The organism is Allobosea sp. 05T438 (assembly GCF_056396025.1).
Genome location: NZ_JBFTKQ010000004.1, coordinates 300724 through 327108, shown reverse-complemented (window position 1 = coordinate 327108; position 26385 = coordinate 300724). Strand labels below are relative to the sequence as shown.

The following is a 26385-nucleotide window of genomic DNA, read 5'->3' as shown; positions in this document are numbered from 1 at the left end:
AACATCGCTCAAGGGCAAGCCTGGCCGGCGCCGCCATGCAGAAGCTGCTGACGGCCGGGTTCCACCCTCGAGCCGACATCTTGAACAAGGCGGGCTTCAAGCCCGAGTGAGAACGTGCAGTTGAGACAGAAAGCCGAATGGAAGTCCTTCGAGGCGGCGGGCGAGACGTTCCGCCGCCTCGACGTTGCATCGCTCCTCGGGGCGGATTTTCGGCGATTGCCGCATGTTCTGCGCATTTTGCTCGAGAATGCGATGCGGTCGGCTCCCGCAGAGGAGACCGCGCATCTTCCGCAGGCGCTTCGGGAGTGGCTCGCAGGCGGCAGCAGTCTTGTCGAAATCCCGTTCCTGCCAAACCGGATCATGATGCACGATACGACCTGCGGCCCGGCGCTGGTCGACATCGCCGCGATGCGTGATGTCCTCGCCGAAAGCGGGCGCGACCCGGATCTCCTGACGCCGCGCATTCCCGTCGATGTCTCGACGGATCATTCATCCGGCGTCGACTTCTTCGCCCGCGCCGATGCATTCCAGCGGAATCTCGAGAAGGAATTTGCGCGCAACGCCGAGCGCTATCGCCTGATGAAGTGGGCGGCTTCGGCCATGCCAGGCATCCGGGTTCACCCCCCGGGATCGGGCATCATGCACACGATCAATCTTGAACGACTGTCCAAGGTCGTCGCCAGCGAGATGCACCAGGGCGAATGCCGTGCCTTCCCTGACGTTCTGCTGGGAACCGATAGCCACACACCCACCGTCAATGGTCTCGGCGTGCTCGGTTGGGGCGTCGGCGGCCTGGAGGCCGAGGGGGCTCTCTTTGGCGTCCCGGTCGTCCTGCGCATCCCTGATGTGATCGGCGTGAAACTCGTCGGGCGACTGCGGGATGGCGTGCTGGCCACTGACCTCGCACTCGAGGTGACCCGCGCGCTGCGCGCCATCGGCGTCACAGGCGATTTTGTCGAGTTCTTCGGTCGGGGTGCCTCGACGCTTTCGGTTGGAGAGCGCGCTGCTATCGCCAATATGGCGCCGGAGTACGGGGCGTCGACCGGCTATTTCCCCATCGACGGCAGGGTTCTGGCGTACCTCGCGCGGATAGGCCGCTCGCCCCGGGACTGCAGCCTGGTCGAGGCCTATGCGAAGGCCAGCGATCTCTGGTTTGATCCCGACGCTGAACCGCGCTTCACAAGAACGATCACAGTCGACCTCGACGCCATCGAAGCAAGCGTGGCAGGTCCGCGTCGTCCGCAGGACAGGCTGCCTGCCGGCGGCACTCGCTCCGCCTTCAAGCCACCTTTGTCGGCTCCGGGCGACGTTACTATACCGGACGGGGCTGTCGTGATCGCAGCCATAACGAGTTGCACGAACACATCCGACGCCAGCCTGCTCGCCGCCGCCGGCGTGTTGGCCCGGAAGGCGCGCGCCCGCGGATTGAAGCCGCCCGGTTACGTCAAAACCTCCCTGGCGCCGGGGTCACCGACCGCTGAATGCTTCCTGCGTCGTGCCGGTCTGCTGGACGATCTGGAGGGACTGGGGTTCGGCATCGTCGGCTACGGTTGCACGACCTGCATCGGCAACTCGGGAGCTTTGCTCGATGTCGTGCGAAGCGAGCTCGGCAGGCCAGGATTCCGGCCCGTGGCGGTCCTTTCCGGCAACCGCAATTTCCCGGGTCGCGTCCACCCCGATCTCGAAAACGGATTTCTGGCTTCGCCTCCGCTTGTCATCGCCTTCGCGCTCGCCGGCACGGTCAACATCGACATCACGCGGGAACCGGTTGGTTTTGAGGCCGATGGTCGGCCGGTGATGCTGCACGAGATCTGGCCGACAGGTGCCGAAATCGACGCTGCCGTGGCCTCCGGTTGGGACGTCGCGGACTTCGATGCAGCCTATCACGAGGCGGCCACTCGCCCGCTTTGGGTCGATCTGGATGCGCCGGCTGGACCGCAATTTCCATGGGATCCGGCCTCCACCTATCTGAGAAGGCCTCCGTTCGTCCGGACTTGCGGGCTGCCTCCAACAGAAGGGCATGCCAGGCCCCTGATCGTCCTGGGTGACGACGTCACCACCGACCACATCTCGCCTGCCAATCAGATCCGCCCGGACAGTGCTGCCGGCCGGCACATCATCGCGCAAGGCGGCGCCCCTGCGGACCTCAACGTCTTCGCCTCTAGGCGAGGCAACTACGAGGTGATGATCCGCGGCGCCTTCACGAACCGGCAGGCCGTCAATCGGCTGGTGCCGACGGATGTGCCAGCAGGTTTCACTCGTCACGAGCCTTCTGGGGGCATCGTGCCTTTGATCGAGGCCGCCGAACGCTATGCCCGGGAGAAGACGCCCCTCGTCCTTGTTGCGGGCGAACGGTACGGGATGGGTTCCTCGCGGGACTGGGCGGCAAAGGCGGTGGCGCTGCTCGGCGTTCGCGCCGTCATTGCATCGAGTATCGAGCGGATCCACCGGACAAACCTGATTGGAATGGGGATTTTGCCGCTTCTGCTTCCGAAGGGCATCCATCCGGACGCGCTTGATATTCGCTCAGACGACCTGTTCGCGATCGACCTCTGCCCGGACCGTTTGACGCCCCGCTGCGCGGTCCCGCTGACGATCGTCCGCTCTCACGGCAAACCCATCCAGTTCATTTTGCGYGCCGCGATCGAAACGTCGCTCGAGGTCACCCTGCTGAAATCCGGTGGGCTTATCCCGCAGGTCCTGAGTGGACTTCTCGGGAGGCCCGCGCCAGCCGTAATGGGCGTCGCGTGAGCGCCGAGGGCCAAGCCCCCGGGTGCATGCGACTGTCACGTTCATCCGTTCGGGCCGCCCGAAAGCTTTTCCGCTCCTGCGCCGATGTTTGCGAGCACTCAGCGCGCGCGCAAACCTCGTGCGATATTCCTAGCCCGCCTGAGGGTGGTTACGGCGGCTCCGGCGGCGATGAGCCAGAGAGCGATCGTCAGTACCTCGTCGTGGCCGCGCCAAAGCGGTTCCAGCAGTGACAGCAGGGCTGCCCCAGTGATCGTCGCCATGCGGTGCTGCTTGGCCATCGGGCCTGAGAAATCGGCCGGCAGCCCGCAGGCCCGGCCAAGTTCGCGCGTATACGCGGTCAGCACGGCAAAACCGGCAGCCGCCCAGCCCAAGGCCGGCACGCCAACCCCGTAACCGGCGCCGACGAGAATGAGGATATCGGCAACGCGATCCGGGAATTCGTTCCAGAACGGCCCATCGGGCTCCTGCTTGCCGCCTTCGATGGCCACCATTCCGTCGAACAGGTTGCAAAGCAACCTGAGCTGACAGAACAGGGCGGCGGCGAGGAGCATGGCGGCGCGGGGCCAGGCCTCCGCCGCGCCCGCCTGCCAGAAGGCGATGCCGGCGAAAGCCGCCATCACCATGCTCGCCATCGAAATCTGGTTCGGCGTCACGGCCGCGGCGCTCAGCCGGCGGGCGATGGACCGGGCCCAGCCGGAATCGCGGCTCGCCAGCGGGCGTCGATTGTCGTCCTGCGCCACGGTTCAGGCCTTCCTGCTCCGCCAGAGCGAGAGATTGTAGAGAGCCGCATAGCTGGTCGCGACCGTGAGGGGGACGGCGATCGTCCTGCCGATTTCCGGCGTGCCGCCGATCGTGTGGATGACGGTCAGCACACTTGCGGAGACGAGCCCGGCGATGGCGGGGGGCGCCAGAAGCGCGGCGAGGCCCGAGAAGCGGCTGGCGAGATATTCGATCGAGCGCTTCAGGACCAGCGTGATCGTGGCCGAGATCGCGCCTTGCAGTAGCCCCGCCTGGAGCGGCGCCGGCATCGGATGGGCGCGGTTGGCGAATGCCGCCCAGCTCCCCATGGCGAGGAAGGCGAAGGCGACATGGACGATGCTGCTGCGCATCAAGCGTGCGAGCGGCCGGATCATACGGCCGACCATCCGTAGCGGACCAGATGGAAGAAGATCGGGGCCGAGAACACGACCGAGTCGAGCCGGTCGATGAAGCCGCCATGGCCGGCGATCAGATGCCCCCAATCCTTGACGCCACGATCGCGCTTGATCGCGGACATGACGAGCCCGCCGCAGAAGCCGAGGAGGACGATGACCAGCGAGAGGAAGGCGGCCTGGAGCGGCGTGAACGGCGTCATCCAGGACAGGCCGGCACCGACGGCGGTGGCGCTGAGCGCGCCGCCGACGAAGCCCTCGACCGTCTTCGAGGGCGAGAGCCTCGGCGCGATCTTGGTGCGGCCGAGGAGCTTGCCCCAGACATATTGCAGGACGTCGCTGATCTGCACGACGATAACGAGGAAGGCGATCAGCAGGACGTTGCGTCCCTGATAACCGGCGATATCGAGGCTCAGCAGCGCCGGCACATGCGAGGTGCTGAAGACGCAGATCATCAGCGCCCACTGCACTTCCGCGATGCGCACGAGGAAATGGTCGGTGTCGCCGCGCAGCGCCGCGATGATCGGCATCAGCAGGAAGGCGTAGACCGGGATGAAGATCGAATAGAGCCCGTACCACTCGATCCAGATCAGGTAGTACTGAACCGGCAGCACGACGAAGAAGGCGGCCGCCAGCGCCCAGTGGTCGGCCCGGCGCGTATCGATCAGCGTGATGAACTCGCGCAGGGCCGCGAAGGAACAGAAGGCGAAGAGCAGCGTCACTCCGGTCTTGCCGCCGACCAGCGCCAGCCCCATCAGCACGACCATGACCCACCAGGCCCGGATGCGGTCGTTCAGGTTTTCGACCACGGCATGCGAGCCGTCGGGCGACAGCCTGCGCTGCAGCCCGTAACCGACGGCGGAGGCCACGATCAGGACGGCGAGCAGGCCGAGGAGCACTGCCACCAGATCGGGATGCGGCATCGTCATGACGCGTTCGCCTTCGGTGACAGGGCGAGCAGGGCCGCCTCCGCCCTGGCCAGGAAATCCTGCTTAGTCTCCGCATCGGCAAGACGAAGCGGTGCGCCGAAGGTAACCGTGCAGATTAGCGGGATCGGCACGAACTCGCCCTTGGGCATGACCCGGTTGAGATTGTCGATCCAGGCTGGCACGAGGACGACGTTCGGCCGCGCCTTTGCAAGGTGAAACAGTCCGCTCTTGAACGGCAGAAGCGGGGCCTCCGTGGTGTTGCGCGTGCCTTCCGGGAAGACGATGAGGGACGAGCCGGCATCCAACGCTTCCGTCATCTGGACGATAGGGTCACTTGTGCGGCTCGCGCGATCGCGATCGATCAGAACGGCGTTGAAGACGTCGCAACCGATAAAACGCCTCATGCGGCTCTTCAGCCAGTAATCGCTCCCTGCCACTGGCCTGGTCTCAAATCGCATGCGGCGCGGCAAAACGGTCCAGATCAGAACGAAATCGCCGTGGCTTGCATGATTGGCGTAATAGATCCGCTGCTCGGCAGCCGGGGCCGCGCCTGCCCACCGTCCGCGAACGGCAGTCAGGAAGCGGGCAAAGAACAGGATCAGCGTGCCCGCCACTCTGATCCATGCTCCACGCATATCTTGGCCCCGATTGTCGCCCCACAGCTGAGGTAGCGTTCAATTCCGGCGCTGTCGATATTGTTCGAAGTCCGAAAACGGCTTCGCAGGAGCGCACGGATCAACCTCGCGAACATCTGAGGTCGCAAGGACGTCGTCAGCAGCCGATCACCTTGAATTCCACCCGCCGGTCGAGCGCGTCGCTGCTGTCGTCCTTGCCGGTTCCGATGAGGTTTTCCTTGAAGCCGCGCCCGGTCGCGATCATGCGGTTGCGGTTATCCGGCGCTCCGGTCAGCAGCAGATCCATGACGAACTGAGCGCGCAGCGTCGAAAGGCGCTCGTTCACCTGCGGTAGCCCGGTGTGCGAGGTGTGCCCGACGATCTCCAGGCAAGCTCCCTTCTGACGGGCATGCGTCGCGATCTGGCTCAGCCACATCGGATAGGGTTCGGTGATCCGCGGATCGTCGATGAACTGGGTGGTGCCGGGCTTGAACAGCAGCTTCACCATCAGCTGGTTGCTTCCCAGCCCGTAATCGACGAGGTCGCCGAAGGCATCGACCATGTCGTCGCGCCGCGCGAGCTTGCTGGCGGCGAGGTAGGTCCCAATCCTGACCCGGTGCTGCTCGCCGCCCGGCAGTTTGCGCGCAGCCCGATAATAGGCCAGCGCCTCGCGGAAATGCTGCGCTTCATAGGCAAGGATGCCGTCATTGACCAAGGCATTCGCCGTCAGTCGTTCGACATAGGCCGGATCGATCGCCTCGCCGAGCTTCGTGCCCTGACAGGTCTTGATGTAGGCGTTGGTGGCCTGGTCCTGCGCCCAGAGCGGCGAGTCGCGATAGAATTGGGTCGGCGTCGCGTCGACGCCCTCGATCTGAGCGCGCGCCACGCCCTTAGAGACGACGCTGTTCGTTTTCAGATCCGCCAGCGTCAGGCAGATCCGATAGGCGTCCCTCGGGCCGTCGGCCGTCCCCTGGTTGTTGACGGCTGTGAAGGTGCCGACCAACACGACGGGCTTCCGCGCCAGCGCCTCGCTATCGAAGGCGCGCACGGCGAAGCGCGGATAGGATTTGCGGACGATCTCGATCAGCGTCTGCTGCATCGAGCGGGTGGCGCTCGATTGCGAGCCGGAGGCTGCGTCGATCAGCGGGTCGATGACGAGATCGACCTGCTCTTCGGTGAGCGTGGCCTTGCCGAAGAGGTCGTCGGCCGCCTTCTGCAGAGCCTGCGGGAAAGGCACTGGCGTGGGCGGGGGGGCCGGTTGTGCCCATGCGGTAGCGGCACTCGCCAGAAGCGCCAGCGGAGTCAGAATGCGGCCGAGGCGCGTGACGATCGACATGCTTCATTCCTCCTCGTGCCGGGCTCTCGCCTCACTCGGTCCCATGCCGCTCAGCGGCATTGCTGAAGCTGCTCGCGCGCTGCGGGCGTCAGCTCGCCGAGCTGGGCCCGGAGCAGAAGCTCGCTGCAATTCGCCTTGGCCGGCGCCCCGGCAGCCGGAGTTTCGGCGCGGCGCTCGCCCGGGCGCGCCGCGCTCGCCGGCATGGCCTGAGGTTGCGTCGAGCGATCGGGCGGCGAGGGCGCCAAAGTGCCGAGCCGCGCCGCCAGCGCCTGCTCGACATTGCGGCGTTCCTCGGCCAAGCGCCGCTTCTCGGTTTCGAGCGCGGCCAATTCCTTCTCGCGCCGGGCCAGTTCGTCGGCGAGACGGGAGCGCTCGGCCGCGTCCCCGGTCGGTGGCTTAGGCTGGATAGGAGCCGGCTTCGCCCGCGTGCTATCCCCGCTCGCGGGTGGCGGCGGCGGGACCGTATCGTCGCGCTCCTGCCGGGCAAGATCGGTCGCGGCTTGCTGGCGCCCCTGTTCGGCCCGCTCGAGCCGCTCCAGCAGCGCGCGCTCGCGCTCTGCGAACTCGCGCACCAGCTTGTCGCGTTCGTTCGTCGCGAGCGAGCGGCGCTCGATCAGGTCGAGCCGCGTGCGTGCATCGATGGCGAAGAAGCTCGTCGGATAGCGCTGGATGAAGTCCCGGAGCACGCCGGGCTCGTCGCTGGAGCGGATGCGCTGCCAGACATCCGCGTCCGTCTCCTCGCGGTTGAGGTAGAAATCGCCGAGCAGCGACAGCGAGAGCTCGGGGGTCTGCCGGCCGGAAGTGGCGTCGTAGACGCTCTTCTGGACGCGGCGGAACAGGGTCGCCACTTCCAACCCCGGCTGGTCGATCTCGCGCACCAGCGCCGCCGTGAACGGGCTGTTGCGGCCAGCACCGTCCGCTGCGACGTCGTTGGCCTGCGTCGCATAGGCGATGACCATGCCCTGCGCCCGCGCCACGGGAGCGAGGCCGGAGCCGACAGAGAATCCGCGTGTCGCCTGCCTTTTGGCGAGCTGGTTGACGAAGGGGTTGTTGCGACAGGCGTCCAGCACCATGATTTTGACGCCTTTGGCGAAGTTCAGGGCCGTGACGACGTCGTTCAGCCGCGTCGTCTCGTACTGGACGCCGACCTCGTCCTCGATCTTGGCCTCGACCGGCACGAGATAGTTCTCGCCGTTGAATTGGAAGCCGTGGCCGGCGAAATAGAACATGGCGGAATCGGCGTCCTGCGCCAGCCGGGCGAAGCGGGTCAGCGCCGCATCCATGCCGCGCTTGTCGAGATCGACACCGTCGATCACCTCGAATCCGACCTTGCGCAGCGCCGCGGCCATGTCGCGGGCATCGTTAACCGTATTCGGCAGGGCCGGCGCGTTGCGATAGCTGGAATTGCCGATGACGAGCGCAACGCGGCGCTCTGGAGCCGGCGCCGCCATGGCCAGGCCCGTCAGCATGAGCATGATCAGCCCGCAGAGTCTGGCGACGAGGATCATGGCCCCCTTCCTTGGGGGAAGGCTACCGCAGGACTTCGCCGGACTCCAGAACAAAGCCTCTCCAGCTGTGTCAGCACCAGGTGTTCCGCTTGAAGGGGAGCAGCCGCGCTGGTAGCCTGCCCGTATCCGTCTCGTGGATGGGGGACGTCGATGCCATCGAGGGCGCTTCGCCTCATACCCGCCCTGGTACCGGCGGCTCTGGCATGCGCCATCGCCATCGCGCTTCCAATCGGGGAGGCTGCGGCCCAGGCGCGCGCGATGCAGCGCAGCCCGGCCCCGGCTACCGCCAAGCTCAGCTTCGTTGGCCTCGCCAACAATGACCGCGTTCCCGGCAAGTTCACCGTCCGCTTTGCGATCACTGGCATGGAGATCGCGCCCGCCGGGCAGGCCAGGCGCTATGCCGGGCACCATCACCTCCTGATCGACACTGAGCTCCCGCCGCTCGACCAGMCGATCCCGAGCGATTTCAACCACATCCACTTCGGCGGCGGGCAGACCGAGGCCGAGATCGCGCTGACGCCCGGCCGGCACACGCTCCAGCTTCTCTTCGCCGACCATAACCATGTGCCGCATGATCCGCCGGTCGTCTCGGAGCGGATCACCGTCGAGGTCGCGGCCGATCCGGCCGAGAAGCCGCGCTCCGCCGCAGCTCCCGGCGCCCGGGTCTTCTTCATCGACCTCAAGGACGGCGCCACGATTCCGACCCGCGCGAAGATCCGCTTCGGCATCGAGGGCATCGCCATCACACCCGCCGGCACGATGAGCCCCAATGGCGGCCATCACCACCTGCTGGTCGACACGGAGGTTCCAGCGCTCGACCGCGAGATCCCCAGTGATTTCAACCATCTGCATTTCGGGCGCGGCCAGACCGAGGTCGAACTCTCGCTCCCGCCCGGCGAGCACACGCTGCAGCTCCTCTTGGGCGATCACGAACATGTCCCGCATGACCCTCCGGTGATGTCCGAGCGGATCCGGGTGCGCGTCGTCGATACCGCGCAGGCCGGCCCTGCGGCGCCCGCTGCCCCCGCGGCGGGAGCGGGGCGCCCGCGCACAGCTTCGCCCAATGACGCCGCCGTCTACTTCATCTATCCGAAGGATGGCGAGACGATCTTCCCGAACTCGACGATCCGCTTCGGCTTACGCAACATGGGCGTCGCACCGGCCGGCGTCGCCAAGCCGAACACCGGGCACCATCACCTGCTGGTCGATGTGGCGACGCCGGCGCTCGACGAGCCGATCCCGTCCGACCTCAACCACATCCATCTCGGCGGTGGCCAGACGGAGCGGCGCATCACCTTGCCGCCCGGCAAGCACACGCTGCAGCTCCTGCTCGCGGACGAGAACCACGTGCCGCACGATCCGCCGGTCATGTCGGAGCGCATCACGGTCATGGTGATGCCGGGCGGCCGCAAACCGGTGAGGCGTCGATGAGCGTTTTGCGCCTTAGCGTGGCTGTCCTCCTGGCGGTCTGGTCCTGTGCGACGGCTGGTCCCTTCCGGCCGACTGATGCGCTGGCGCAGGCCGCGAAGCGGCAGAAGGCGCCGCCCGGCGCGCAGGTCTACTTCCATTACCCCCTCGACGGGTTGCGCGTGCCGGAGCGCTTCACCGTCCGGATCGGGCTGCACAACATGGGTGTCGCGCCGGCGGGCGTCGACCACGCGGCGACCGGCCATCATCATCTGCTGATCGACACTGATCCCAGCCCGCCCGACCAGCCGATTCCGTCCGATTACAACAATATCCATCTTGGCAACGGTCAAACGGAGGTTGTCGTCACCTTGCCGAAAGGGCCTCATACGCTGCAATTATTGGTCGGGGACCATACCCATACGCCGCATGATCCACCCGTGATGTCGAAGAAGATCACGATCTATGTGCGCTGAGACTGCGGCGGCCCGCGCCCCGACACGCCGCCGATGACGAATGGTCGCTAGCATGGACTGGTTGCGCTCTTTCCTCCTCGCCGTCCCGCTCGTTGCGCTCGCGGCAATGCCTGCACTGCCGCAGGAGGCGGCGCCGCCCGCCCGGGTTGCGCTGGTGATCGCCAACGGCGCCTACCCCGACGCGGCCGTCGCACAGGCGCCGACACAGGGGCGCGCGGTTGCCGCGGCTCTGCGCGAAGGCGGCTTTGAGGTGATCGCGGTGGAAAATGGCGGCCGTGCCGAGATGCGGCAGGCCATTGCCGAGTTTGCCGGCAAGCTGCGCCCCAGCGCCTTGGCGGTGGTCTTCTATTCCGGCCACGCCGTGCAACAGCGCGACCGCGACTTCCTCGTGCCGATCTCGTCCAACCCGGTGCAGGACGCGGTCGATCTCGACGAGGTGATCGATCCGCTGATCATTGCCAGGCCATCCAGTGCCCTCGTGCTGATCGACGCCAGCCGGGACAATCCCTGGCAGGCGCGGGGGAGGGGCCTGCGCGCGACCGAGCCGCTCGAGACCGTTGCCGTGATGTTCACGGCCTCGCCGGGAAAAACGGTCGCGGATTCCGGGCCGCGCGGCAATCCCGTGGTCGAGGAATGGCTGAAGGCGATCCGCACGCCCGGTCTCGACATGACGGCCGCAATCGTCCGTGTGCGCGATGCGGTGGCACGGGCGAGCCGGCGCAGCCAGCAAATCTGGCTCTCATCCGAGCCGCCGAAGGGGCTCGTGGTGACGCCTGTCGGCCAGCCCGTTGCGGTCGCGCAGGCGAACCGCGCCGTCATCCTGCCACCGAGCGGCCCCGACGCCTCGCCGGACGCCTTCGAACTCGCCTTCTGGGAATCGATCCGCAACAGCCAGAATGCCAGCGAATACCGCGCCTATCTCGACGCCTATCCGAATGGCCGTTTCTCGGCGCTGGCGCGCACCCGCGAGCAGCTCTACCGCGGCAAGCCCGGGGCGGCTGCGGCTGCAGCCTCGGCCACTCCGCTTCCGGTCACTGCAACGCCCGCTGCAGCAGCGTCCAAGACGGCTCCGATCCGCGATTGCAGCGACTGCCCCGAGCTGGTGGCGATACCGCCCGGCTCCTTCCAGATGGGCTCCAACGATCTTTACGAGTTCGAGAAGCCCGTTCACCCCGTTGCGGTGCGCGGCTTCTATCTCGGTATGCGGGAGGTGAGCCTCGAGGAATGGGATCGCTGCGTGACCGAGGGCGGCTGCAACTATCGGCCTGACGATCGCGGGCTCGGGCGCGGAAAGCGCCCCGTCACGGATATTCACTGGAACGACGCCAACGCCTATCTCGCCTGGCTCTCTGCCAAGACGGGGAAGCGCTATCGGCTGCCCAGCGAGAGCGAATGGGAGTATGCCGCGCGTGCCGGCACGACAACGACCTATCCCTGGGGCCAAACCGTGGAGAAGGACCGCGCGAACTGCCTGGGCTGCAACGACCAGCCGCGCCGCAGCGCCGTCGCTTCGGGCCAGTTTCCGCCCAACGCCTTCGGCCTCTACGACATGGCTGGCAACGCGGCCGAATGGGTCGCGGATTGCTGGAGCGAGAATTATCGCAGCGCCCCGCGCGACGGCAGCGCCTATGTGGCGCCCGGCTGCCGCGAGCGCGTGCTGCGCGGCGGCTCCTTCAACAACGACCCGCGCTATCTGCGCTCGGCCGCCCGTTTCAAATACGAAGCCGATGTGCGCTTCTACACCAACGGTTTCCGCGTCGCGCGCGAGCCCTGACGACCGCGTGCATTCAGAGAACGGCCGCCATGCCGTCGCGGCATCCGCGACGCGAGTGAGAGCAAGGTCCCGGCCCCGGACGACTAGAACCGCTTCGTCGAGAGCACGTCGAAGGTCTTGCCGATCGTCGCGACGGCCTTGTCGTAATCGGCCAGCGAAAGACAGGCGATCAGGGCGTCGATGACGGCGAGCTGGGCGATGCGGCTCGTCATCGCCTCCGTGCGGAACTGGGTCTCGCGCGCCATGGTGTTGAGCACGATGTCGGCATAGGCGAGCAGCGGCGATTTGCCGAAATTGGTGATGCAGATCGTGGTTGCGCCGGCTTCTCGCGCAAGCCTAGTCGCGGTGACAGTCTCATGTGTCGATCCCGAATGCGAGATCGTGATCGTCACGACGTCCGGGCCGGTCAGCGAGGCACTGATCGCCTGGACGTGGGAATCCACCACGACCTTGGATTCGACGCCGATGCGTAGGAGCCGGTAATTGGCGTCCTCCGCGATCGGGGCGGCGCTGCCGATGCCGTAGAGCTCGACGCGGCGCGCCCCACGGATCGCGGCGACCGCACGCTCCATTGCGCCGCGGTCGAGCACCTTCATGGTGTCGTGGAGCGCCTGCAGGTCGCTGCCGAAGATCTTCTCGATCACCGTCCCGGTGTCGTCGGCGCGCGCGAGATCCTCGTGGATGAATTGCACCGGCTGCACGAGATCGCGCGCCAGCGCGATCTTGACCTGCTGGAAGCCGCGCGCGCCGAGCTGGCGGCAGAGCGAGATCACGCTGCCCTCGCTCGCTTCCGCCCGTTCGGCCACCTCCGTCACCGACATGTGCACGACCTCGGCCGCATGGGCGAGGAAGACGTCGGCAATGCGTGCGGCGGTCGGCGGCAGCGTCGCGCGCAGCGCCGTCAGCCGCTCGATCACGCCATCGAAGCCGTCTTTGCCGCCAGTGCGCGCCTTGTCGGGGCTTTCCGCCATGACGTCGGCATCCGGCTTTCGATGAGATGAGCTCATGCCGGCAAGGCGATCATGTCTTGCTCGTGCGGGCAAGTCGTCTCGATATAGAGTTGCGGGAGCACCCCGTCTGTGACCTCGACATAGTGCAGGCCGAAGCGGCGCGCCCCTTCGCCATCGGTCCTGGGATTGTCTCCGAGCATCGCGACAGCCCGCTTGGGCAGGCCGAGCAAGGCGAGCCCGGCGGCGAACAGGGTAGGCTCCGGCTTGCCGATGAGGCGGTAGCTCACGGGGCCGGTGCAGGCGAGCAGCGCGGCGAGCAACGCGCCGGTTTCCGGAACGACCGAGCCGTCGGCGCCCGGATGGACGAGGTCCGGATTGGCGACGACGAGCTCGGCCCCCATCCGCACGGCATTGGCCGCCAGCGCCAGCCGCGCGTGGCTGAACCACCGGTCGCGGCCGAGAAAGACGACATCCGGCTGCTCCCTGACCGGCACGAGGCCGCGCTGGCGCGCATGGCGCATCAGGCTGCGACTCGCCAGCATGAGCACGCGCGCTCCGGGACGGCGCGCGGCGATATCGTCGAGCGCGACCGCTCCCGCCAGCACGATACGGTCAGTCGGAATGTCGAGCCCCATCCGCCGCAGGCCGCGCCTCAACTCTGCCGGCGTATGCTCGGCATCGTTCGAAACCACGACGAAACGGCCGGCGCAGGCGTCGAGGAAGGCGCTGGCGCCAGGCATCGCCCGGTCGCCGCACACCAATGTGCCGTCGAGATCGATCAGCCAGCCACGAATATCGTCCGCTGCGCGCACTGCAAACTCCGTCTCGGATCGCGGCAGGCATGAACTGAGATTGTCTCAGTGTCAAACAGTCGTCGACCTAAATTATATTCATGAGCCTGTCATGGAAGGCTGCCAGAAGGCTCGGGCTCCCGCCGCTTGAAGCGGCCGCGCAGCGCCCCGCAGCCCGTCCCAGAGGACGCCATGCTCGTATTCCTAGGCAGCCGTCTCCTGCGCATGACGATCACGCTCTGGGCGATCGTCACCGCCGTCTTTCTGGCGACGCGGCTGACCGGCAATCCGATCGACTTCCTGATGCCGGAAGGGCTCGACGCCGCCTCCCGCGCCGAGATGATCGCCTATTGGGGCCTCGACCGGCCCATCGCAGAACAATACCTGCTGTTCTGGAAGTCGCTGCTCTCGGGCGATTTCGGCCTCGGCCTGATGGAGCGCCGGCCGGTCGCGGTGATCTTCGGCGAGCGGCTCTGGCAGAGCGCCTCGCTCCTGGTCGCGACCCTGGCGCTGACCGTCGCGGTCGGCGTGCCGCTCGGTATCCTCGCCGCGCTCTGGCGTGGGCAGCCGCGCGGCCAAGGTGTGCTCTTCATCGCCTTTCTCGGCTACGCGGTCCCGAATTTCGTCCTCGCCATCCTGCTGCTGCTCGTCTTCTCCTACACGCTGCACTGGCTGCCGAGCGCCGGCTCCGCCACCCTGCTGCATTACGCGATGCCGACCGTGGCGCTGGCCGCCTATTTCGTCGCGGCGCTGACCCGCTACACGCGCAACGCCATGCTCGACGTCCTCTCGGAGGACTATATGCGCACGGCCCGCGCCAAGGGCCTGTCCGAAGGCGCCATCATCCTGCGGCACGGGCTGCGCAATGCGCTGATCCCGGTCATTACGGTACTCGGCCTGCAGATCACCACGCTCGTCTCCGGCGCCGTCGTGGTCGAGACCGTCTTCGCCTGGAACGGGGTCGGCGACCTGCTCGTCGGCGCGACGCTGCGGCGCGACTACCCGGTCCTCCAGTTCGGCGTCCTCGTCGTCGCCGGTGCGGTCATCCTCGTCAATTTCGCGATCGACCTCGCTTATGCGGCGTCGGATCCGCGCGTGCGCCTCGTCGGAGCCTGACCGCCATGGCCGAGATCGCTGACGCCAAGTTGATGCTTCCGCCCCGCAGGCTGCTGCGGATCAGGTTTGCCTGGGCAGGCAGGTTCGATACGCTGGTCGTAGCCGCCGCGCTGCTCGGGCTTCTCCTGGTCGCGCTCGCCTTGCTGGCGCCGCTGGTCTCGCCCTTCGAGCCAGACCAGCAGCGGCTTCTCGCACGGCTGAAGCCACCGATCGGCATCGCCGGCGCCAACCCGCTCCATTGGCTCGGCACCGACCAGCTCGGGCGTGATCTCCTCTCACGCTGCCTCCATGGCTTGCGTCTGACTCTCTCACTCGCGCTCTTCGGGACCCTGCTCGGCCTCGCCATCGGTGCGGCGCTCGGCCTCGCGGCGGGGCTGCTGCGCGGCTGGGCCGATGCGCTGATCATGGGCCTCGTCGACATCATGATGTCGCTTCCGTTCACCCTCGTCGCGCTTTTCGTCGTGGCGCTCGCCGGGACCGATGTGACGGTGCTGATCTGCGTGCTCGGCATCGCCTACTGGGCGCATTTCGCTAGGCTGATCCGGGCGCAGGTGCTCAGCCTGCGCGAGATGCCCTTCGTCGAGGCGGCCCGCGCGGCGGGAGCCGGCCCCTGGCGCATCGCCACCGTCCATATGATCCCGAACCTGATCTCGCCGGTCGTGGTCATGGCGAGCCTCAACTTCTCGAACCTGATCCTGCTGGAATCGGCGCTGTCCTTCCTCGGCCTCGGCGTCCAGCCGCCGACGGCGACGCTCGGCTCCATGGTCGGGCAGGGGCGCGACTACATGGCCTCCGCGCCCTGGATCGTCGCCGTTCCGGCTGTCGTCATCGTGCTGGTCAGCCTCGTCGCCATGCTGCTCGGGGATGCATTGCGCGACCGCCTCGATCCGCGCCTGCGCGGGCGCTGAACGCCCGCTCGCCATTCGTGCTGTTCATCCAAAGGAATTAGAAACATGTTCAAGATCTTGAAAATAATGACGATCGCTGCGCTGTCGGCGACCGCTCTCGTCAGTTTCGCCCAGGCGCAGGAGCTGAAGGTCGGTGTCCAGAACATGGCGCCCTGGCTCGATCCCGGCCGCGACTTCTCGAATGTCGGCTCGCAGTTCTACTTCAACGCCTTCGATCCGCTGATCGGCAAGGACGCCACCCGCGCCGAGAGCGTCTGGCAGCCGGGCATCGCCACGAGCTGGAAACAGGTTTCGCCGACCGTGATCGAGCTCAAGATCCGGCAGGGCGTGACCTTTCACAATGGCGACCCGATGACGGTCGAGGATGTCGTCTTCTCCTTCGACCGCATCATCAACGCGACCTTCCCGCCCTATGGCGTGCGCAAACGCGATACGCTGCCCAACATGGCCAAGGTCGAGGCCGTCGATGCCGAGACGGTCCGCATTACCGCGACCCGGCCCGAGCCGCTGTTCGAGACGCTGCTCAACGTGCAGCAGGGCATGATCGTGCCGAAGAAATACGTGATGGCCCTGACCGGCGATCCGAACGTTTCGGAAGCCTCCGATTTCGAGGCCTTCGCGCTGAAGCCGGTCGGCACCGGCCCCTACAAGATCGCCGAATTCGTGCCGAACCAGCGCCTGGTCTATGAGCGTTTCGATGGCTTCTGGGGTGAGAAGGCTCCGTTCCAGAAGGTCACGGTGACGCGCATCCCCGAGCTTTCCGGCCGCCTGACGGCGCTGAAGAACGGCGAAGTCGATCTGATCACCAACGTTCCGCCGGACCAGCTCGAGCCGATCGCCGCCGATCCGAAGCTCAAGGTCGAGGGCATGCAGACGCCGCTCTTCCACGTCGTCATCTTCAACACCCAGAACCCGAAGATGGCCAACCCCAAGCTGCGCCAGGCGCTTTCCTACGCCATCGACCGCAAGACGCTGAACGATGCGCTCTGGTTCGGTAAGGCGAAGGTGCCGACCTCGCATACATTCGCGCAGTTCGGCCCGCTCTACATGCCCGAGCTCAACACCTTCGAATACGATCCGGCCAAGGCCAAGGCGCTGCTCAAGGAAGCCGGCTATGACGGCACGCCGATCCGATACGACATCCAGGCGGCCTACTACACCAACGGCCTGCTCGCGGCTCAGGCGATCCAGGAGATGTGGGGCGCCGTGGGCGTCAAGATGCAGCTCAACGTCACCGAGCAGTGGACGGGCTCCGATCCGACCATGATGGCCCGCGGCTGGTCGAACCCGATGTACTTCCCCGATCCCGCCGGCGCCTTTGGCATCATGTGGGCCCCGACCGGCAACTCCGCCTCGGAGGGGCGCTTCAAGGCCGACGACGCCTACATCGCGCTCTGGGACAAGTTCCGCTTCTCGACCGACCTTGCCGAGCGCAAGCAGGCCTATGTCTCGCTGATGCAGGCCATCAAGAACGACCCGCCGGTCCTGCCGTTCTATCAGCCCTACGAGTCCTACGGCATGAAGCGCTCGCTCGCCTGGCGGCCGCTGCAGGGGCACATCCCCTATGTGCTCGACTTCCGCGCCGGCCGCGCGACGCTCGCAGCGCGCTGATGCAATTGCGGGAGCCGGTATCGCCGGCTCCCGCCTCCTATTTCCGACCCTGCTCGACGAGCCACGCCATGACCCGATCCCTTCGCCTCGCCTTCGTCGCCGACATCCATCACGGCAGGAACAGCTTCACCAAGATCGGCACCGCAGCCCTGCCGCTGATGGACGAGTTCCGCCGCTTCGTTGCTGAGGCGCAGCCCGACGCCGTGATCGACCTTGGAGATCGCATTTCCGATATCGACCATGACACCGACCTCAGGTTGGAGCGGGAGGTCGCGGAAGCCTTCGCGCCGATCGCGGCGCCGCGCTTCCATCTCTGCGGCAACCATGATCGCGATCATCTCAGCGTCGCCGAGAACGAAGAGATCCTCGGCCAAGCGCTTGGCCATCGCACCGTCGACCTCGGCGACTGGCGCTTCGTGCTCTGGGCCGCCGATTCACGCATCCACCGGCCAGGCGGCTTCGTGCTGCGCGAGGCCGACCTCATCTGGCTCGCCGCGACCATCGAGGCCGCCGACCGGCCGCTGGTCGTGATGAGCCATGTTCCGGTCTCCGGCCACGCCCAGACCGGCAACTACTACTTCGAGCGTAATCCGGCATCCTCGACCTATCCCGGTGCCGAGCGCGTCCGTGCTGTGCTCGCCCGGGCGAAAGTGCCGGTGATCTGCATCGCCGGCCATGTCCACTGGAACACGCTGACCACGGTCGACGGCATCCCGCACCTGACGCTGCAGTCTCTGACCGAGAGCTTCACGACGATGCCCGGGCCTGCCGGCGCCTTCGCTCTTCTCGAGCTCGGTGAGACCATCGCCTGGACGGTCCACGGCGCCGACCCGTTCTCAGCTCGCATCGCAACGGCGCAGACGGTGAAGCGTTGGATGACGCCGCTCCAGCCGTTCGAAGAGCACCCCGAGTTGCGGCAAAGGCGTCTTGTCTCCGCCGTCCAGACGGATATGGCGGCGGTGGCCTGATCGGGATTCAAGGCCGTGAGAGATTCGGAGTGAAGGGTTCGGTCAGAGGTCCGGGTTCGGGCGGCGGGCGCTGTTCAATTGAGCAGAATTCCGCGGATTTCCTTCCAGCTTTCTGCGTCGGGCGCACAGAGCAGCCCGGCCGGGCGCTCGGCCGGGGAATAGCTGCGGCCGTCGAGCAGTCGTGCGTGGCCGCCGGCCTCGCTGTAGAGCAGCACGCCCGGTGCGTGGTCCCAGGGATTGAGGATGCCGTAGAGCAGGAATTGCAGGCGTCCTGCCGCCGCCAGCCGGTATTCCTGCCCGCAGCAGCGCAGCGAGCCGACTTCGAGGAAGGCGGGGAAGCGGCTGGGAAGCGAACTGCGCAGCGGCTCCGGGAAATACTGCCAGCTCGCCATGCCGTTCATGTGGCGCGTCGCGACGGCCGGGGCGACTCGCAGGTCGCGGCTGGAGCCATCGGCGCGACGAAGCCAGGCGCCTTCGCCGCGTAGCGCCATGGCGCTGTCTCCGGCAACGGGATCGTGGATCACGGAGGCGACGATCTCGCCCCTGACGATGACGGCCGCCATCACTGCGAAGAGCGACAGGTCGCAGGCATAGTTGAGCGTGCCGTCGATCGGATCGATGACGAAGGCGAGATCGGCATCGCCCAATTGGCCGAGCAGCGCGGGCTCGCGCGTCACGGCCTCCTCTCCGATCAGCGCGGCACCCGGAAAGGCCTTCGCCAGCTCGGCGCAGATGAAGCGCTCGGCGGCCTCGTCGGCTTCCGTAACCAGATCGCCCGGTGCCTGTTTCTCGCGGATATCGCTATCGGCGAGGCGCCGGAAGCGCGGCATCACCTCGCGTCGGGCCGCCTCGCTCAGGATGGCGTCGAGCCGGTCATGGTCCTGCCGGGTGAAGATCATCCGAGGCCGAACTCGACCAGGATGGGCTGGTGGTCGGAGGCTCGCGTCTCGATGTCGTAGACGATGGCGCGTGCCCGCGCGGCAAGATCCGGCGTCGCCAGCACATAGTCGAGGCAGCCGGGCGGACCATAGGTCTGATCGCAGATGAAGGCCGAGGGCGGATGCGGCGCAACGCCCTGCAGCACCGGCCATAGATCGACCAACGGCGGCACATCCCCGTCGAACGGCGCGAGTAGCTGCGCCAGCCCGGCGTCGTCCGGCCGCATGTTGAAGTCGCCCGTCAGGATCGCGCTGGCCGAGTTCGGCGTCGGCGCGTAGGTGTGCGGGCCGGATGCGCGCGGCGTCGCCTGCCTTTCGGCGGCCATGCGGTGGACCTGCCGGATGCCCTCGACCTGGGCGGCGCGCAGCACGGACGAAGAATATTCCAGATGCGTCGTCATCAGCCGGATCGGGCCGAAGGGCGTCTCGACCATGGCCTCAACCAGCACGCGCGGCATGTTGCGCGTGGCCGCCGCTTCCCAGGGCAGGGTGTGGCGCAGCGCCTGCGCCACCGGCAGCCGGGTCAGCAGCAGGTTGCCGAAGCGCTTGCGCCCGCCCTGGCTGTCGGAGACGTCGACCCCGATCGCATCGATGGCGGTGAAGCCCGGCAGCAACTCGCCGAACAGGGCGAACTGGTCTGTGCGGTCGTTGCCGTCGAGATCGGGGAAGTTGGCCGCGACTTCCTGCAGGCAGAGCACGTCGAAATCGGCCATCTGCCTGGCGTGGTCGATGATGCGGCGCGGATCGACGCGTTCGTCGACGCCGCGTGCCCACTGGATGTTCCAGGTGATCAGCTTCATTGAGCCGGCCTCGACCCTACTTGATGCCCGCGCGCATAAAACTCTGCACGAACTGGCGCTGGAACAGAAGGAAACCGACGAGGAGCGGTGCCGAGGTCATCAGCGTCGCCGCGCAGATCACCGCCCAGTCGATGCCCTGGTCGGCCGAGGAGAAGACCTGGAGGCCCACCGTCAGCGGCCGCGACTCGACCGAGTTGGTGACGAGCAGCGGCCAGAGGAAGTTGTTCCAGTGGTAGCTGACCGAAACGAGGCCATAGGCGATGTAGGTCGGCTTCGCGAGCGGGACATAGACCTTCATCAGCACCTGCAGCGGGCTCGCTCCCTCGACGCGGGCGGCGTCGTCGAGTTCCTTCGGCACGGTCTTGAAGGTCTGCCGCAGCAGGAAGATGCCGAAGGCCGAGGCGATGTAGGGCAGGGCGATCGCCGGGATCGTGTCGATCAGGTTGACCTTGGCGAGCGTGCGGTAGTTCTCGACGATCAGCGCGTCCGGCATGATCATCAGCTGCGCCAGGATCAGCACGAAGGCGATGTCACGGCCCCAGAAATCCTGCCGTGCCAGCGCATAGGCCGCGAGCGTCCCCAGCACGAGCTGGAAGGCGAGGATCATGGTCACGAGGATGAAGGTGTTGAGGAAATAGCGGGCGAAGGGCGCCGCGGCCCAGGCCCGCGTGAAATTGTCCAGCGTCAGCGGCGCGGTCAGCACGAAGCGCGTCGTGTATTCGGCCGGGTGGAACGCCGCCCAGACGGCATAGGCCAGCGGCAGCACCCAGATGAGGGCGAGCAGGATCGCGCCGATGGATTCCAGCGTGAGCGAGAAGCCTTTGGGCGCGTAAGGGTCTGTGCGCGTCGGGGCGCTCATTGATAGTGCGTCCTGCGTTCGAGCCAGCCGTACTGGACGAAGGCCACCAGCGCGAGCAGCACCAGGAGCACGCAGGTCAGCGTCGCGGCATAGGCCGTATCCCAGAAGCCGAAGCCGACCTGGTAGATGTAGTAGAGCAGCAGGGTGGTCGCGTTGTCCGGGCCGCCGCGCGTCATCACCACGATATGGTCGACCATGCGGAAGGCGTTGATCACGGCGTTGATCAGTACGAACAGCGTCGTCGGCATCAGCAGCGGGAACTGGATGCGCCGGAAGAAGGTCCAGCGCGAGGCGCCCTCGATCGCCGCGGCCTCACCGAGACTGGGCGGGATCGCCTGCAGCGCCGCGAGGTAGAAGATCATGAAGAAGCCGGCTTCCTTCCAGATCGCGACGATGGTGATGGCGTAGAGCGCCGTGTCCTGCGATCCCAGCCAGTTGGTCGAGCGACCGCCGAACAGGCCGATGACCTGCTCGAGCAGGCCGTATTGCGGCGTGTAGAAGAACAGCCAGATATTGGCGACCGCGATCATCGGCAGGATCGTCGGCGTGAAAAAGGCCATGCGGACGAGTGTTCGCCCCGCAATCCTGTCATTGACCCAGACCGCCATCAGCAGCGCCAGCGCGATCGAGGTCGGGATGGTGCCGAGCGCGAACCAGAAGTTGTTGCTCAGCGCCTTCCAGAAGATCGGGTCGGCCAGCATCTGCTGATAGTTTTCGAGCCCGACGAAACGCGCCGGGCGGCGCGCCTTCGGTGTCGAGTAGAAGCTCTCGATGAAGCTCGCGACCGCGGGCCAGTGCGTGAACAGGGCCAGGCACGCCATGGCCGGCAGCAGGAGCAGCCAGCCATGGAGTGTCGCGGTCGCGCGGTTCGTCATTGGCTTACCGCCCCGTCAATGCGAGTAGCGCGAGCGACGACGCAATCCAGGGACGGCAGGGCTTGACGTTCCCATGGATTGCTTCGCTGCGCGCGCAATGACGGCTGAACTTCATCGACATACTCTACCGGTAGGGCTTGAGGATGCGCTCGGCCTCGGCCTGCGCATCTTCCATCGCCTTCTGCGGCGTCTTGGTGCCGGTCAGCGCTGCCTGCAGCCCGTCGTTCAGCGCCTTGGTGACGCGCTGGTTCTCATGGGTCGAGAGCTCGGCCACTGCGCTCGGCAACTGGTCGCGCGCGACCAGCGCCTGCGGGAAGTCGGCGACGTATTTCTTCATCGCCTCGGTCTCGTAGGAGGCCGGTGTCACCGCGACATAGCCGGTATCGGCGCTCCACTGCGCGGCGCGCTCGGGCGTGGTGATCCAGCGCACGAACTTGAAGGCCGCTTCCTGCTCGGCCTTGGTCGCCTTCTTCGAGAGATAGAAGTTGCCGCCGCCGGTCGGGCTGCCCGGCTTCTTGCCGGCGGGCAGCACCGCGACGCCGAAGGGGAACTTGGCGTTGGCGCGGACATTTGTGAGGTTGCCGGTGGTGGTCCACATCATCGCGACCTTCTTCTCGAAGAAGTCGCGCGGCGTGGTGCCCCATTCGACGATTCCAGGCGGGTGGACCTTATGCTTCTGCGCGAGGTCGACCCAGTACTGCAGCGCCTCGACCACACCCGGGTTGGCGTAATCGGTCTTGTCGCCCGCCGGATTGGCGAGGATCGCGCCGGCCTGCGTCGATAGCCCCTGGAACAGCCAATAGGGGAAGCCGGAGGAGGGGATCTGGATGCCCCATTGGGTGACGTTGCCGGCGGCGTCGCGCTTGGTCAGTTTCTGCGCGAATTCGAGCTGCTCGGCCCAGGTCTTCGGCGGCTTCTCGGGATCGAGGCCGGCCTCCTTGAACAGCTCCTTGTTCCAGTAGAGCACCACGGTGGAGCGCTGGAACGGGATGCCCCAGGTCTTGCCGCCGGTCTGGCTGTTCTCCATGAAGCCGGGGAAGAAGCTGGCGAGCCACTTCTTGTCCTCGTCGGTCTTGATGAAGTCGTCGAAGGGCACGATCGCCTCTTCGTCGATCAGGGTGAACATGTCGGTCGAGAGCAGCACCGAGAGCACCGGCGGGCTGCCGCTCTTGTGCGCGGTGAGCGCCTTGACGATCGTTTCCTGATAGGTGCCGGCATAGATCGGCTTCAGCTTGACCGAGGGGTTCTCCTTCTCGAAGCCGGCGGCATAGGCGTCGATCAGCTTCGTGATCGGCCCGCCCACGGCGACCGGGTAGAAGAACGAAAGCTCCGTGCTCTGCGCCCGGGCGATGCCGGGCAGGGCGGTCGCGCCCGCGAGGGCGGCCGTGCCGCCGAGAAATTCACGCCTGTCCATAATATCCTCTCTCCCTTGCTGGGATGGTTCGAGCGTCCGACACTCTCGGCCGGTTCAGTCCCGAACCACCTTCTGTTCCGACGCCAGATCGAACCAGTGCAGCGCCGATTGTGACAACGTGATGTAGACCTGTTCGCCGGCTGTGGCCCGGACTTTTCCGGGCCGCTTGATGATGAAGGAATGGCCGTCGATGCGGGTTTCGAGCAGCGTGTCGGAGCCGAGATACTCGACCGCGACGACATCGGCGGCGACACCGCTGTCGGCGATCTCGATCATCTCGGGACGGATGCCGACCGCGAGCCCCGCCGGGTCGAGGCCGGCGGGCGGGGTCAGCGTGCCGCCGCGCGCCTGCACGGTGGCGAGGGGGAGCACGTTCATCGGCGGCGTGCCGACGAAGCGTGCCGCGAAGATGGTCTCCGGGTTCTCGTAGAGCACGTCGGGTGGAGCATCCTGCTCGATCTTGCCGTTGCGCATCAGCACGACCTGATCGGCCATCGTCATCGCTTCGACCTGGTCATGCGTGACGTAGACCATGGTCATGCCGAGGCGCTGCTGCAGTTCGCGGATCTCGCGGCGCATCTCGACGCGCAGCTGGGCGTCGAGGTTGGAGAGCGGCTCGTCCATCAGGCAGACCGGCGCCTCGGCGACGATGGCGCGACCGAGCGCAACGCGCTGCTGCTGGCCGCCGGAAAGCTGCGACGGTTTGCGCTCGAGCAGGGCGGAAAGCCCGAGGATCGAGGCAGCGCGGGCGAGGCGTTCGTCGCGCTCGGCACGCGAGACCTTGCGGACCTTGAGCCCGAACATGATGTTCTCGGCCACGCTCAGATGCGGGAACAAAGCATAGTTCTGGAACACCATGGCAATGCCGCGCTGCGAGGGCGAGGAGTGGGTGACGTCTCGCCCGCCGATCGCGATCGTGCCGCTGCTGGTCTCCTCCAGCCCGGCGATCAGCCTCAGCGTGGTCGACTTGCCGCAGCCCGACGGGCCGAGCAGCGCGACGAGATTGCCGCCTTCGACGGTGAAGCTGATGGCATCGACGGCCGCGGCTCCGCCCCAGCTCTTCGAAACGGTCTTGAGCTCTACCGAAACCATTCGCAACCCGGCCGTCCAAGCAATCCATATCGTGCCGACGCTGGACGCTGCGACTGTCGGCTATGTGACGGGCGAACTTGAAGATAAAATCGGTGCGGAGACAAGAGCGGGGCCACGCCTGACCACACGTTCCTGCGCCGATGAGCGAAGGACGCACGGTGCTGGCGGTCCGGGTGCCGGGTCGAACGGCCGGTTTACGGCCAGCGCATGCATTATTTGCATCGCCGTGGCGCCGGCTCACGAAATTGTTTGCGCCCAGGAGATCGTCTAGAGAGCGCTTTCTGCATGCCGGGTGGGAATCGTTCCGGCCGGGCGTGCTGGAAGGCTCCGCGATGACCACCAGCGCACAGACCGCCTCCTTGCCCCAGCGTGCCATGATGCCGGTGCTGATCGCGCTCAGCGTGACGCATCTGCTCAACGACATGATCCAATCGCTGATCCCGGCGACCTACCCGATCATCAAGGAAGCTTATCGCCTCGATTTCGGCCAGATCGGCCTGATCACGCTGACCTTCCAGGTTTCGGCTTCGCTGCTGCAGCCTGCGGTCGGGCTCTATACCGACAAGCATCCGATGCCCTATTCGATGGTCGTCGGCATGGGCTTCACGCTCGCCGGTCTCATCGGTCTCTCTTATGCCGGGAGCTACGGGCTCCTGCTCCTGTCGGCGGCCTGCGTCGGAATTGGCTCGTCGATCTTCCATCCGGAGGCAACACGGATGGCGCGCAATGCCTCCGGCGGACAGCATGGCTTTGCGCAAGGCATCTTTCAGGTGGGGGGGCAGACCGGCGGCGCGCTCGGGCCGCTGCTTGCTGCCTTCATCATCGTGCCGCGCGGGCAGGGAAGCCTCGCCTGGTTCTCGGTCGCGGCGCTCGTCGCGATGATGCTGATGATCTGGACGGCATCGAGCTATGCCCGTTTGGACCGCGCTCGTCCGCCCAAGGCCGCCGCAGCAAGGAGCGCAGCGCCCGCGCGGCCGGGCCGTCGCTCGGTCGCCTTCGCGATCACGATCCTGATCGTGCTGCTGTTTTCGAAGAACGCCTACACCGCCAGCTTCACCTCGTTCTACACCTTCTATCTGATCGGCAAATTCGGCATCTCCGTGCAGAATTCGCAGGTCATGCTGTTCCTGTTCCTCGCCTCCTCGGCGGTGGGCGCGCTGGGCGGCGGCATGCTGGGCGATCGGATCGGCCGCAACAAGATCATCTGGTTCTCGATCCTGGGCGCGCTGCCCTTCACCTTGATCCTGCCTTATGCCGATCTGTTCTGGACGGGCGTGCTGACCATCGTGATCAACCTGATCATGTCGAGCGCCTTTGCCGCGATTCTGATCTATGCGCTCGAATTGCTCCCCGGCCGCGTCGGGCTCGTCGGCGGCTTCTTCTACGGGCTTTCTTTCGGACTCGGCGGTTTGGCGGCGGCGCTGCTCGGCGAGTTCGCGGACCTGCTCGGCATTGAGACCGTCTACAGGATCTGCTCGTTCATCCCGATGGTCGGCCTCCTCGCCTGGTTCCTGCCCCGACTCAACGACACTGCTGCCGGAGCGCGCCCGGCACATTGATACAGCTTGAGCAACGCTATTCGCTCAGGGATGCCGGAAGAGTGCGCCTCAATCCGCGCTGTGACGCTTGCTGTCCCAGAGGTTCCGCGTTGAGTTGGTTCAGAGCCCTTCAGATTTTTGATCGGCCAGCCCTTAGGTAAGCCAGGGCTGCAGCTCCGACAATTTGGTTGGCGGCATCATGCCGGCCCTGAAACAACCTTTCCGTCCCGGGTCAGCCCATCGTGGATGGTGCTGCGGCCTCGGCATATCGCTGCGAGCAGGCCAAGCAACCAGGGCGCCCGCAAGCGCTGGAATGAACTCTCCCGCGATCCTGGCGGCGGCCGTCGACGCGCACGCCGGCTGCGTCGGCTATTCGTAAGCTTCCCCCAAATTTTGTCGTGCCGCCACATCTTTGGAGGTCCCCAAAGGGGGCCGATTCACCCAACGCATTGTTCGATCAGGGAAATCGCACTCCAGACTTCCGGGCATAGGCCTTGCAACCCGAAGCGGCGAAGTCCTCTACGCCTGCCGGGCATCAGGTCCGGCGGGAGCGGTTGCCTCGTCGTGACCGGAGGCAGG

23 protein-coding genes are annotated in these 26385 nt (G+C 66.3%); 9 read left to right on the top strand and 14 right to left on the bottom strand.

Annotated elements, in window-relative coordinates; translation table 11 throughout:
• The first annotated feature begins 120 nt into the window (after window positions 1-120).
• A complete protein-coding gene (acnA, locus tag AC1DIN_RS12165; RefSeq protein ID WP_476809987.1) occupies window positions 121-2751 on the top strand; it encodes an aconitate hydratase AcnA in 2631 nt (876 codons plus the stop codon).
• A gap of 98 nt (window positions 2752-2849) precedes the next feature.
• Here acnA and AC1DIN_RS12160 read toward each other — a convergent pair whose 3' ends face one another.
• The 6 genes from AC1DIN_RS12160 to AC1DIN_RS12135 all read right to left on the bottom strand — a co-directional run bounded on the left by AC1DIN_RS12160 (window position 2850) and on the right by AC1DIN_RS12135 (window position 8289).
• Window positions 2850-3491 carry a CDP-alcohol phosphatidyltransferase family protein gene (locus tag AC1DIN_RS12160; protein WP_476809986.1) on the bottom strand — a complete coding sequence of 214 codons (642 nt, stop codon included), beginning with the start codon at window positions 3489-3491 and terminating at the stop codon, window positions 2850-2852.
• A gap of 3 nt (window positions 3492-3494) precedes the next feature.
• Complete coding sequence (locus AC1DIN_RS12155) at window positions 3495-3896, bottom strand: hypothetical protein (RefSeq protein WP_476809985.1); 402 nt, start codon at window positions 3894-3896, stop codon at window positions 3495-3497.
• Complete coding sequence (locus AC1DIN_RS12150) at window positions 3881-4831, bottom strand: phosphatidate cytidylyltransferase (RefSeq protein WP_476809984.1); 951 nt, start codon at window positions 4829-4831, stop codon at window positions 3881-3883. Before AC1DIN_RS12150 ends, AC1DIN_RS12155 begins: the two co-directional genes overlap by 16 nt.
• The gene (locus AC1DIN_RS12145; protein WP_476809983.1) at window positions 4828-5466 is read right to left on the bottom strand and encodes a lysophospholipid acyltransferase family protein; all 639 of its coding nucleotides are present in this window, start codon (window positions 5464-5466) and stop codon (window positions 4828-4830) included. Before AC1DIN_RS12145 ends, AC1DIN_RS12150 begins: the two co-directional genes overlap by 4 nt.
• Before the next feature lie 136 nt (window positions 5467-5602).
• Window positions 5603-6781, bottom strand: a complete 1179-nt coding sequence (locus AC1DIN_RS12140) for an OmpA family protein (protein ID WP_476809982.1) — start codon at window positions 6779-6781, stop codon at window positions 5603-5605.
• A 50-nt stretch (window positions 6782-6831) separates the two neighbouring features.
• Window positions 6832-8289 carry a caspase family protein gene (locus AC1DIN_RS12135; protein WP_476809981.1) on the bottom strand — a complete coding sequence of 486 codons (1458 nt, stop codon included), beginning with the start codon at window positions 8287-8289 and terminating at the stop codon, window positions 6832-6834.
• A 258-nt stretch (window positions 8290-8547) separates the two neighbouring features.
• Here AC1DIN_RS12135 and AC1DIN_RS12130 point away from each other — a divergent pair, with 258 nt between their 5' ends.
• From AC1DIN_RS12130 to AC1DIN_RS12120, 3 genes are read left to right on the top strand one after another with little or no spacing between them, the layout of a single operon-like run.
• Window positions 8548-9720 carry a DUF4399 domain-containing protein gene (locus AC1DIN_RS12130; protein WP_476809980.1) on the top strand — a complete coding sequence of 391 codons (1173 nt, stop codon included), beginning with the start codon at window positions 8548-8550 and terminating at the stop codon, window positions 9718-9720.
• The gene (locus AC1DIN_RS12125; protein WP_476809979.1) at window positions 9717-10172 is read left to right on the top strand and encodes a DUF4399 domain-containing protein; all 456 of its coding nucleotides are present in this window, start codon (window positions 9717-9719) and stop codon (window positions 10170-10172) included. The genes AC1DIN_RS12130 and AC1DIN_RS12125 overlap by 4 nt, the downstream gene beginning before the upstream one ends.
• A 52-nt stretch (window positions 10173-10224) precedes the next feature.
• The gene (locus tag AC1DIN_RS12120) at window positions 10225-11946 is read left to right on the top strand and encodes an SUMF1/EgtB/PvdO family nonheme iron enzyme (RefSeq protein ID WP_476809978.1); all 1722 of its coding nucleotides are present in this window, start codon (window positions 10225-10227) and stop codon (window positions 11944-11946) included.
• Between the two features lie 83 nt (window positions 11947-12029).
• Here the strand turns inward: AC1DIN_RS12120 and AC1DIN_RS12115 are convergent, their stop codons facing one another.
• Both AC1DIN_RS12115 and AC1DIN_RS12110 read right to left on the bottom strand, forming a co-directional pair.
• Window positions 12030-12953, bottom strand: a complete 924-nt coding sequence (locus tag AC1DIN_RS12115; protein ID WP_476809977.1) for a MurR/RpiR family transcriptional regulator — start codon at window positions 12951-12953, stop codon at window positions 12030-12032.
• Window positions 12950-13708, bottom strand: coding sequence for an HAD-IIA family hydrolase (locus tag AC1DIN_RS12110; RefSeq protein ID WP_476809976.1), 759 nt, complete (start codon window positions 13706-13708; stop codon window positions 12950-12952). The genes AC1DIN_RS12115 and AC1DIN_RS12110 overlap by 4 nt, the downstream gene beginning before the upstream one ends.
• 171 nt (window positions 13709-13879) lie before the next feature.
• On the opposite strand from AC1DIN_RS12110, the gene AC1DIN_RS12105 reads away from it, so the two are divergent.
• From AC1DIN_RS12105 to AC1DIN_RS12090, 4 genes are all read left to right on the top strand, one after another.
• Entirely contained in the window at window positions 13880-14803 is a 924-nt protein-coding gene (locus tag AC1DIN_RS12105; protein WP_476809975.1) for an ABC transporter permease, read from the top strand.
• Window positions 14804-14808: 5 nt separating this feature from the next.
• Window positions 14809-15711, top strand: a complete 903-nt coding sequence (locus tag AC1DIN_RS12100) for an ABC transporter permease (RefSeq protein ID WP_476809974.1) — start codon at window positions 14809-14811, stop codon at window positions 15709-15711.
• A 45-nt stretch (window positions 15712-15756) separates the two neighbouring features.
• Entirely contained in the window at window positions 15757-17322 is a 1566-nt protein-coding gene (locus AC1DIN_RS12095) for an ABC transporter substrate-binding protein (RefSeq protein ID WP_476809973.1), read from the top strand.
• 68 nt (window positions 17323-17390) lie between these two features.
• The gene (locus AC1DIN_RS12090; protein WP_476809972.1) at window positions 17391-18290 is read left to right on the top strand and encodes a metallophosphoesterase family protein; all 900 of its coding nucleotides are present in this window, start codon (window positions 17391-17393) and stop codon (window positions 18288-18290) included.
• A gap of 74 nt (window positions 18291-18364) precedes the next feature.
• Here AC1DIN_RS12090 and AC1DIN_RS12085 read toward each other — a convergent pair whose 3' ends face one another.
• The 6 genes from AC1DIN_RS12085 to AC1DIN_RS12060 all read right to left on the bottom strand — a co-directional run bounded on the left by AC1DIN_RS12085 (window position 18365) and on the right by AC1DIN_RS12060 (window position 24268).
• Window positions 18365-19189 (bottom strand): inositol monophosphatase family protein, encoded by an 825-nt coding sequence (locus AC1DIN_RS12085; RefSeq protein WP_476809971.1) that lies wholly within the window; start codon window positions 19187-19189, stop codon window positions 18365-18367.
• Window positions 19186-20028 carry an endonuclease/exonuclease/phosphatase family protein gene (locus tag AC1DIN_RS12080; RefSeq protein ID WP_476809970.1) on the bottom strand — a complete coding sequence of 281 codons (843 nt, stop codon included), beginning with the start codon at window positions 20026-20028 and terminating at the stop codon, window positions 19186-19188. The genes AC1DIN_RS12085 and AC1DIN_RS12080 overlap by 4 nt, the downstream gene beginning before the upstream one ends.
• Before the next feature lie 16 nt (window positions 20029-20044).
• The gene (locus tag AC1DIN_RS12075) at window positions 20045-20887 is read right to left on the bottom strand and encodes a carbohydrate ABC transporter permease (RefSeq protein WP_476809969.1); all 843 of its coding nucleotides are present in this window, start codon (window positions 20885-20887) and stop codon (window positions 20045-20047) included.
• Complete coding sequence (locus AC1DIN_RS12070) at window positions 20884-21762, bottom strand: carbohydrate ABC transporter permease (RefSeq protein ID WP_476809968.1); 879 nt, start codon at window positions 21760-21762, stop codon at window positions 20884-20886. Before AC1DIN_RS12070 ends, AC1DIN_RS12075 begins: the two co-directional genes overlap by 4 nt.
• A 124-nt stretch (window positions 21763-21886) precedes the next feature.
• Window positions 21887-23176: an ABC transporter substrate-binding protein gene (locus tag AC1DIN_RS12065; RefSeq protein ID WP_476809967.1), complete on the bottom strand. Its 1290-nt coding sequence runs from the start codon at window positions 23174-23176 to the stop codon at window positions 21887-21889.
• 54 nt (window positions 23177-23230) lie between these two features.
• Complete coding sequence (locus AC1DIN_RS12060; protein ID WP_476809966.1) at window positions 23231-24268, bottom strand: ABC transporter ATP-binding protein; 1038 nt, start codon at window positions 24266-24268, stop codon at window positions 23231-23233.
• Window positions 24269-24600: 332 nt separating this feature from the next.
• Here AC1DIN_RS12060 and AC1DIN_RS12055 point away from each other — a divergent pair, with 332 nt between their 5' ends.
• Window positions 24601-25827: an MFS transporter gene (locus AC1DIN_RS12055; RefSeq protein WP_476809965.1), complete on the top strand. Its 1227-nt coding sequence runs from the start codon at window positions 24601-24603 to the stop codon at window positions 25825-25827.
• The last annotated feature ends 558 nt before the right edge of the window (window positions 25828-26385 follow it).

Excerpts from the sequence above, each read along its gene's own strand:
- AC1DIN_RS12095 (WP_476809973.1), top strand. The coding sequence starts at position 15,757 with ATGTTCAAGATCTTGAAAATAATGACGATCGCTGCGCTGTCGGCGACC.
- AC1DIN_RS12100 (WP_476809974.1), top strand. The coding sequence starts at position 14,809 with ATGGCCGAGATCGCTGACGCCAAGTTGATGCTTCCGCCCCGCAGGCTG.
- AC1DIN_RS12055 (WP_476809965.1), top strand. The coding sequence starts at position 24,601 with ATGACCACCAGCGCACAGACCGCCTCCTTGCCCCAGCGTGCCATGATG.
- AC1DIN_RS12065 (WP_476809967.1), bottom strand. The coding sequence starts at position 23,176 with ATGGACAGGCGTGAATTTCTCGGCGGCACGGCCGCCCTCGCGGGCGCG.
- AC1DIN_RS12060 (WP_476809966.1), bottom strand. The coding sequence starts at position 24,268 with ATGGTTTCGGTAGAGCTCAAGACCGTTTCGAAGAGCTGGGGCGGAGCC.
- AC1DIN_RS12115 (WP_476809977.1), bottom strand. The coding sequence starts at position 12,953 with ATGAGCTCATCTCATCGAAAGCCGGATGCCGACGTCATGGCGGAAAGC.
- AC1DIN_RS12105 (WP_476809975.1), top strand. The coding sequence starts at position 13,880 with ATGCTCGTATTCCTAGGCAGCCGTCTCCTGCGCATGACGATCACGCTC.
- AC1DIN_RS12125 (WP_476809979.1), top strand. The coding sequence starts at position 9,717 with ATGAGCGTTTTGCGCCTTAGCGTGGCTGTCCTCCTGGCGGTCTGGTCC.
- AC1DIN_RS12090 (WP_476809972.1), top strand. The coding sequence starts at position 17,391 with ATGACCCGATCCCTTCGCCTCGCCTTCGTCGCCGACATCCATCACGGC.
- AC1DIN_RS12080 (WP_476809970.1), bottom strand. The coding sequence starts at position 20,028 with ATGAAGCTGATCACCTGGAACATCCAGTGGGCACGCGGCGTCGACGAA.
- AC1DIN_RS12085 (WP_476809971.1), bottom strand. The coding sequence starts at position 19,189 with ATGATCTTCACCCGGCAGGACCATGACCGGCTCGACGCCATCCTGAGC.
- AC1DIN_RS12150 (WP_476809984.1), bottom strand. The coding sequence starts at position 4,831 with ATGACGATGCCGCATCCCGATCTGGTGGCAGTGCTCCTCGGCCTGCTC.
- AC1DIN_RS12075 (WP_476809969.1), bottom strand. The coding sequence starts at position 20,887 with ATGAGCGCCCCGACGCGCACAGACCCTTACGCGCCCAAAGGCTTCTCG.
- AC1DIN_RS12155 (WP_476809985.1), bottom strand. The coding sequence starts at position 3,896 with ATGGTCGGCCGTATGATCCGGCCGCTCGCACGCTTGATGCGCAGCAGC.
- AC1DIN_RS12070 (WP_476809968.1), bottom strand. The coding sequence starts at position 21,762 with ATGACGAACCGCGCGACCGCGACACTCCATGGCTGGCTGCTCCTGCTG.
- AC1DIN_RS12145 (WP_476809983.1), bottom strand. The coding sequence starts at position 5,466 with ATGCGTGGAGCATGGATCAGAGTGGCGGGCACGCTGATCCTGTTCTTT.
- AC1DIN_RS12120 (WP_476809978.1), top strand. The coding sequence starts at position 10,225 with ATGGACTGGTTGCGCTCTTTCCTCCTCGCCGTCCCGCTCGTTGCGCTC.
- AC1DIN_RS12140 (WP_476809982.1), bottom strand. The coding sequence starts at position 6,781 with ATGTCGATCGTCACGCGCCTCGGCCGCATTCTGACTCCGCTGGCGCTT.
- AC1DIN_RS12135 (WP_476809981.1), bottom strand. The coding sequence starts at position 8,289 with ATGATCCTCGTCGCCAGACTCTGCGGGCTGATCATGCTCATGCTGACG.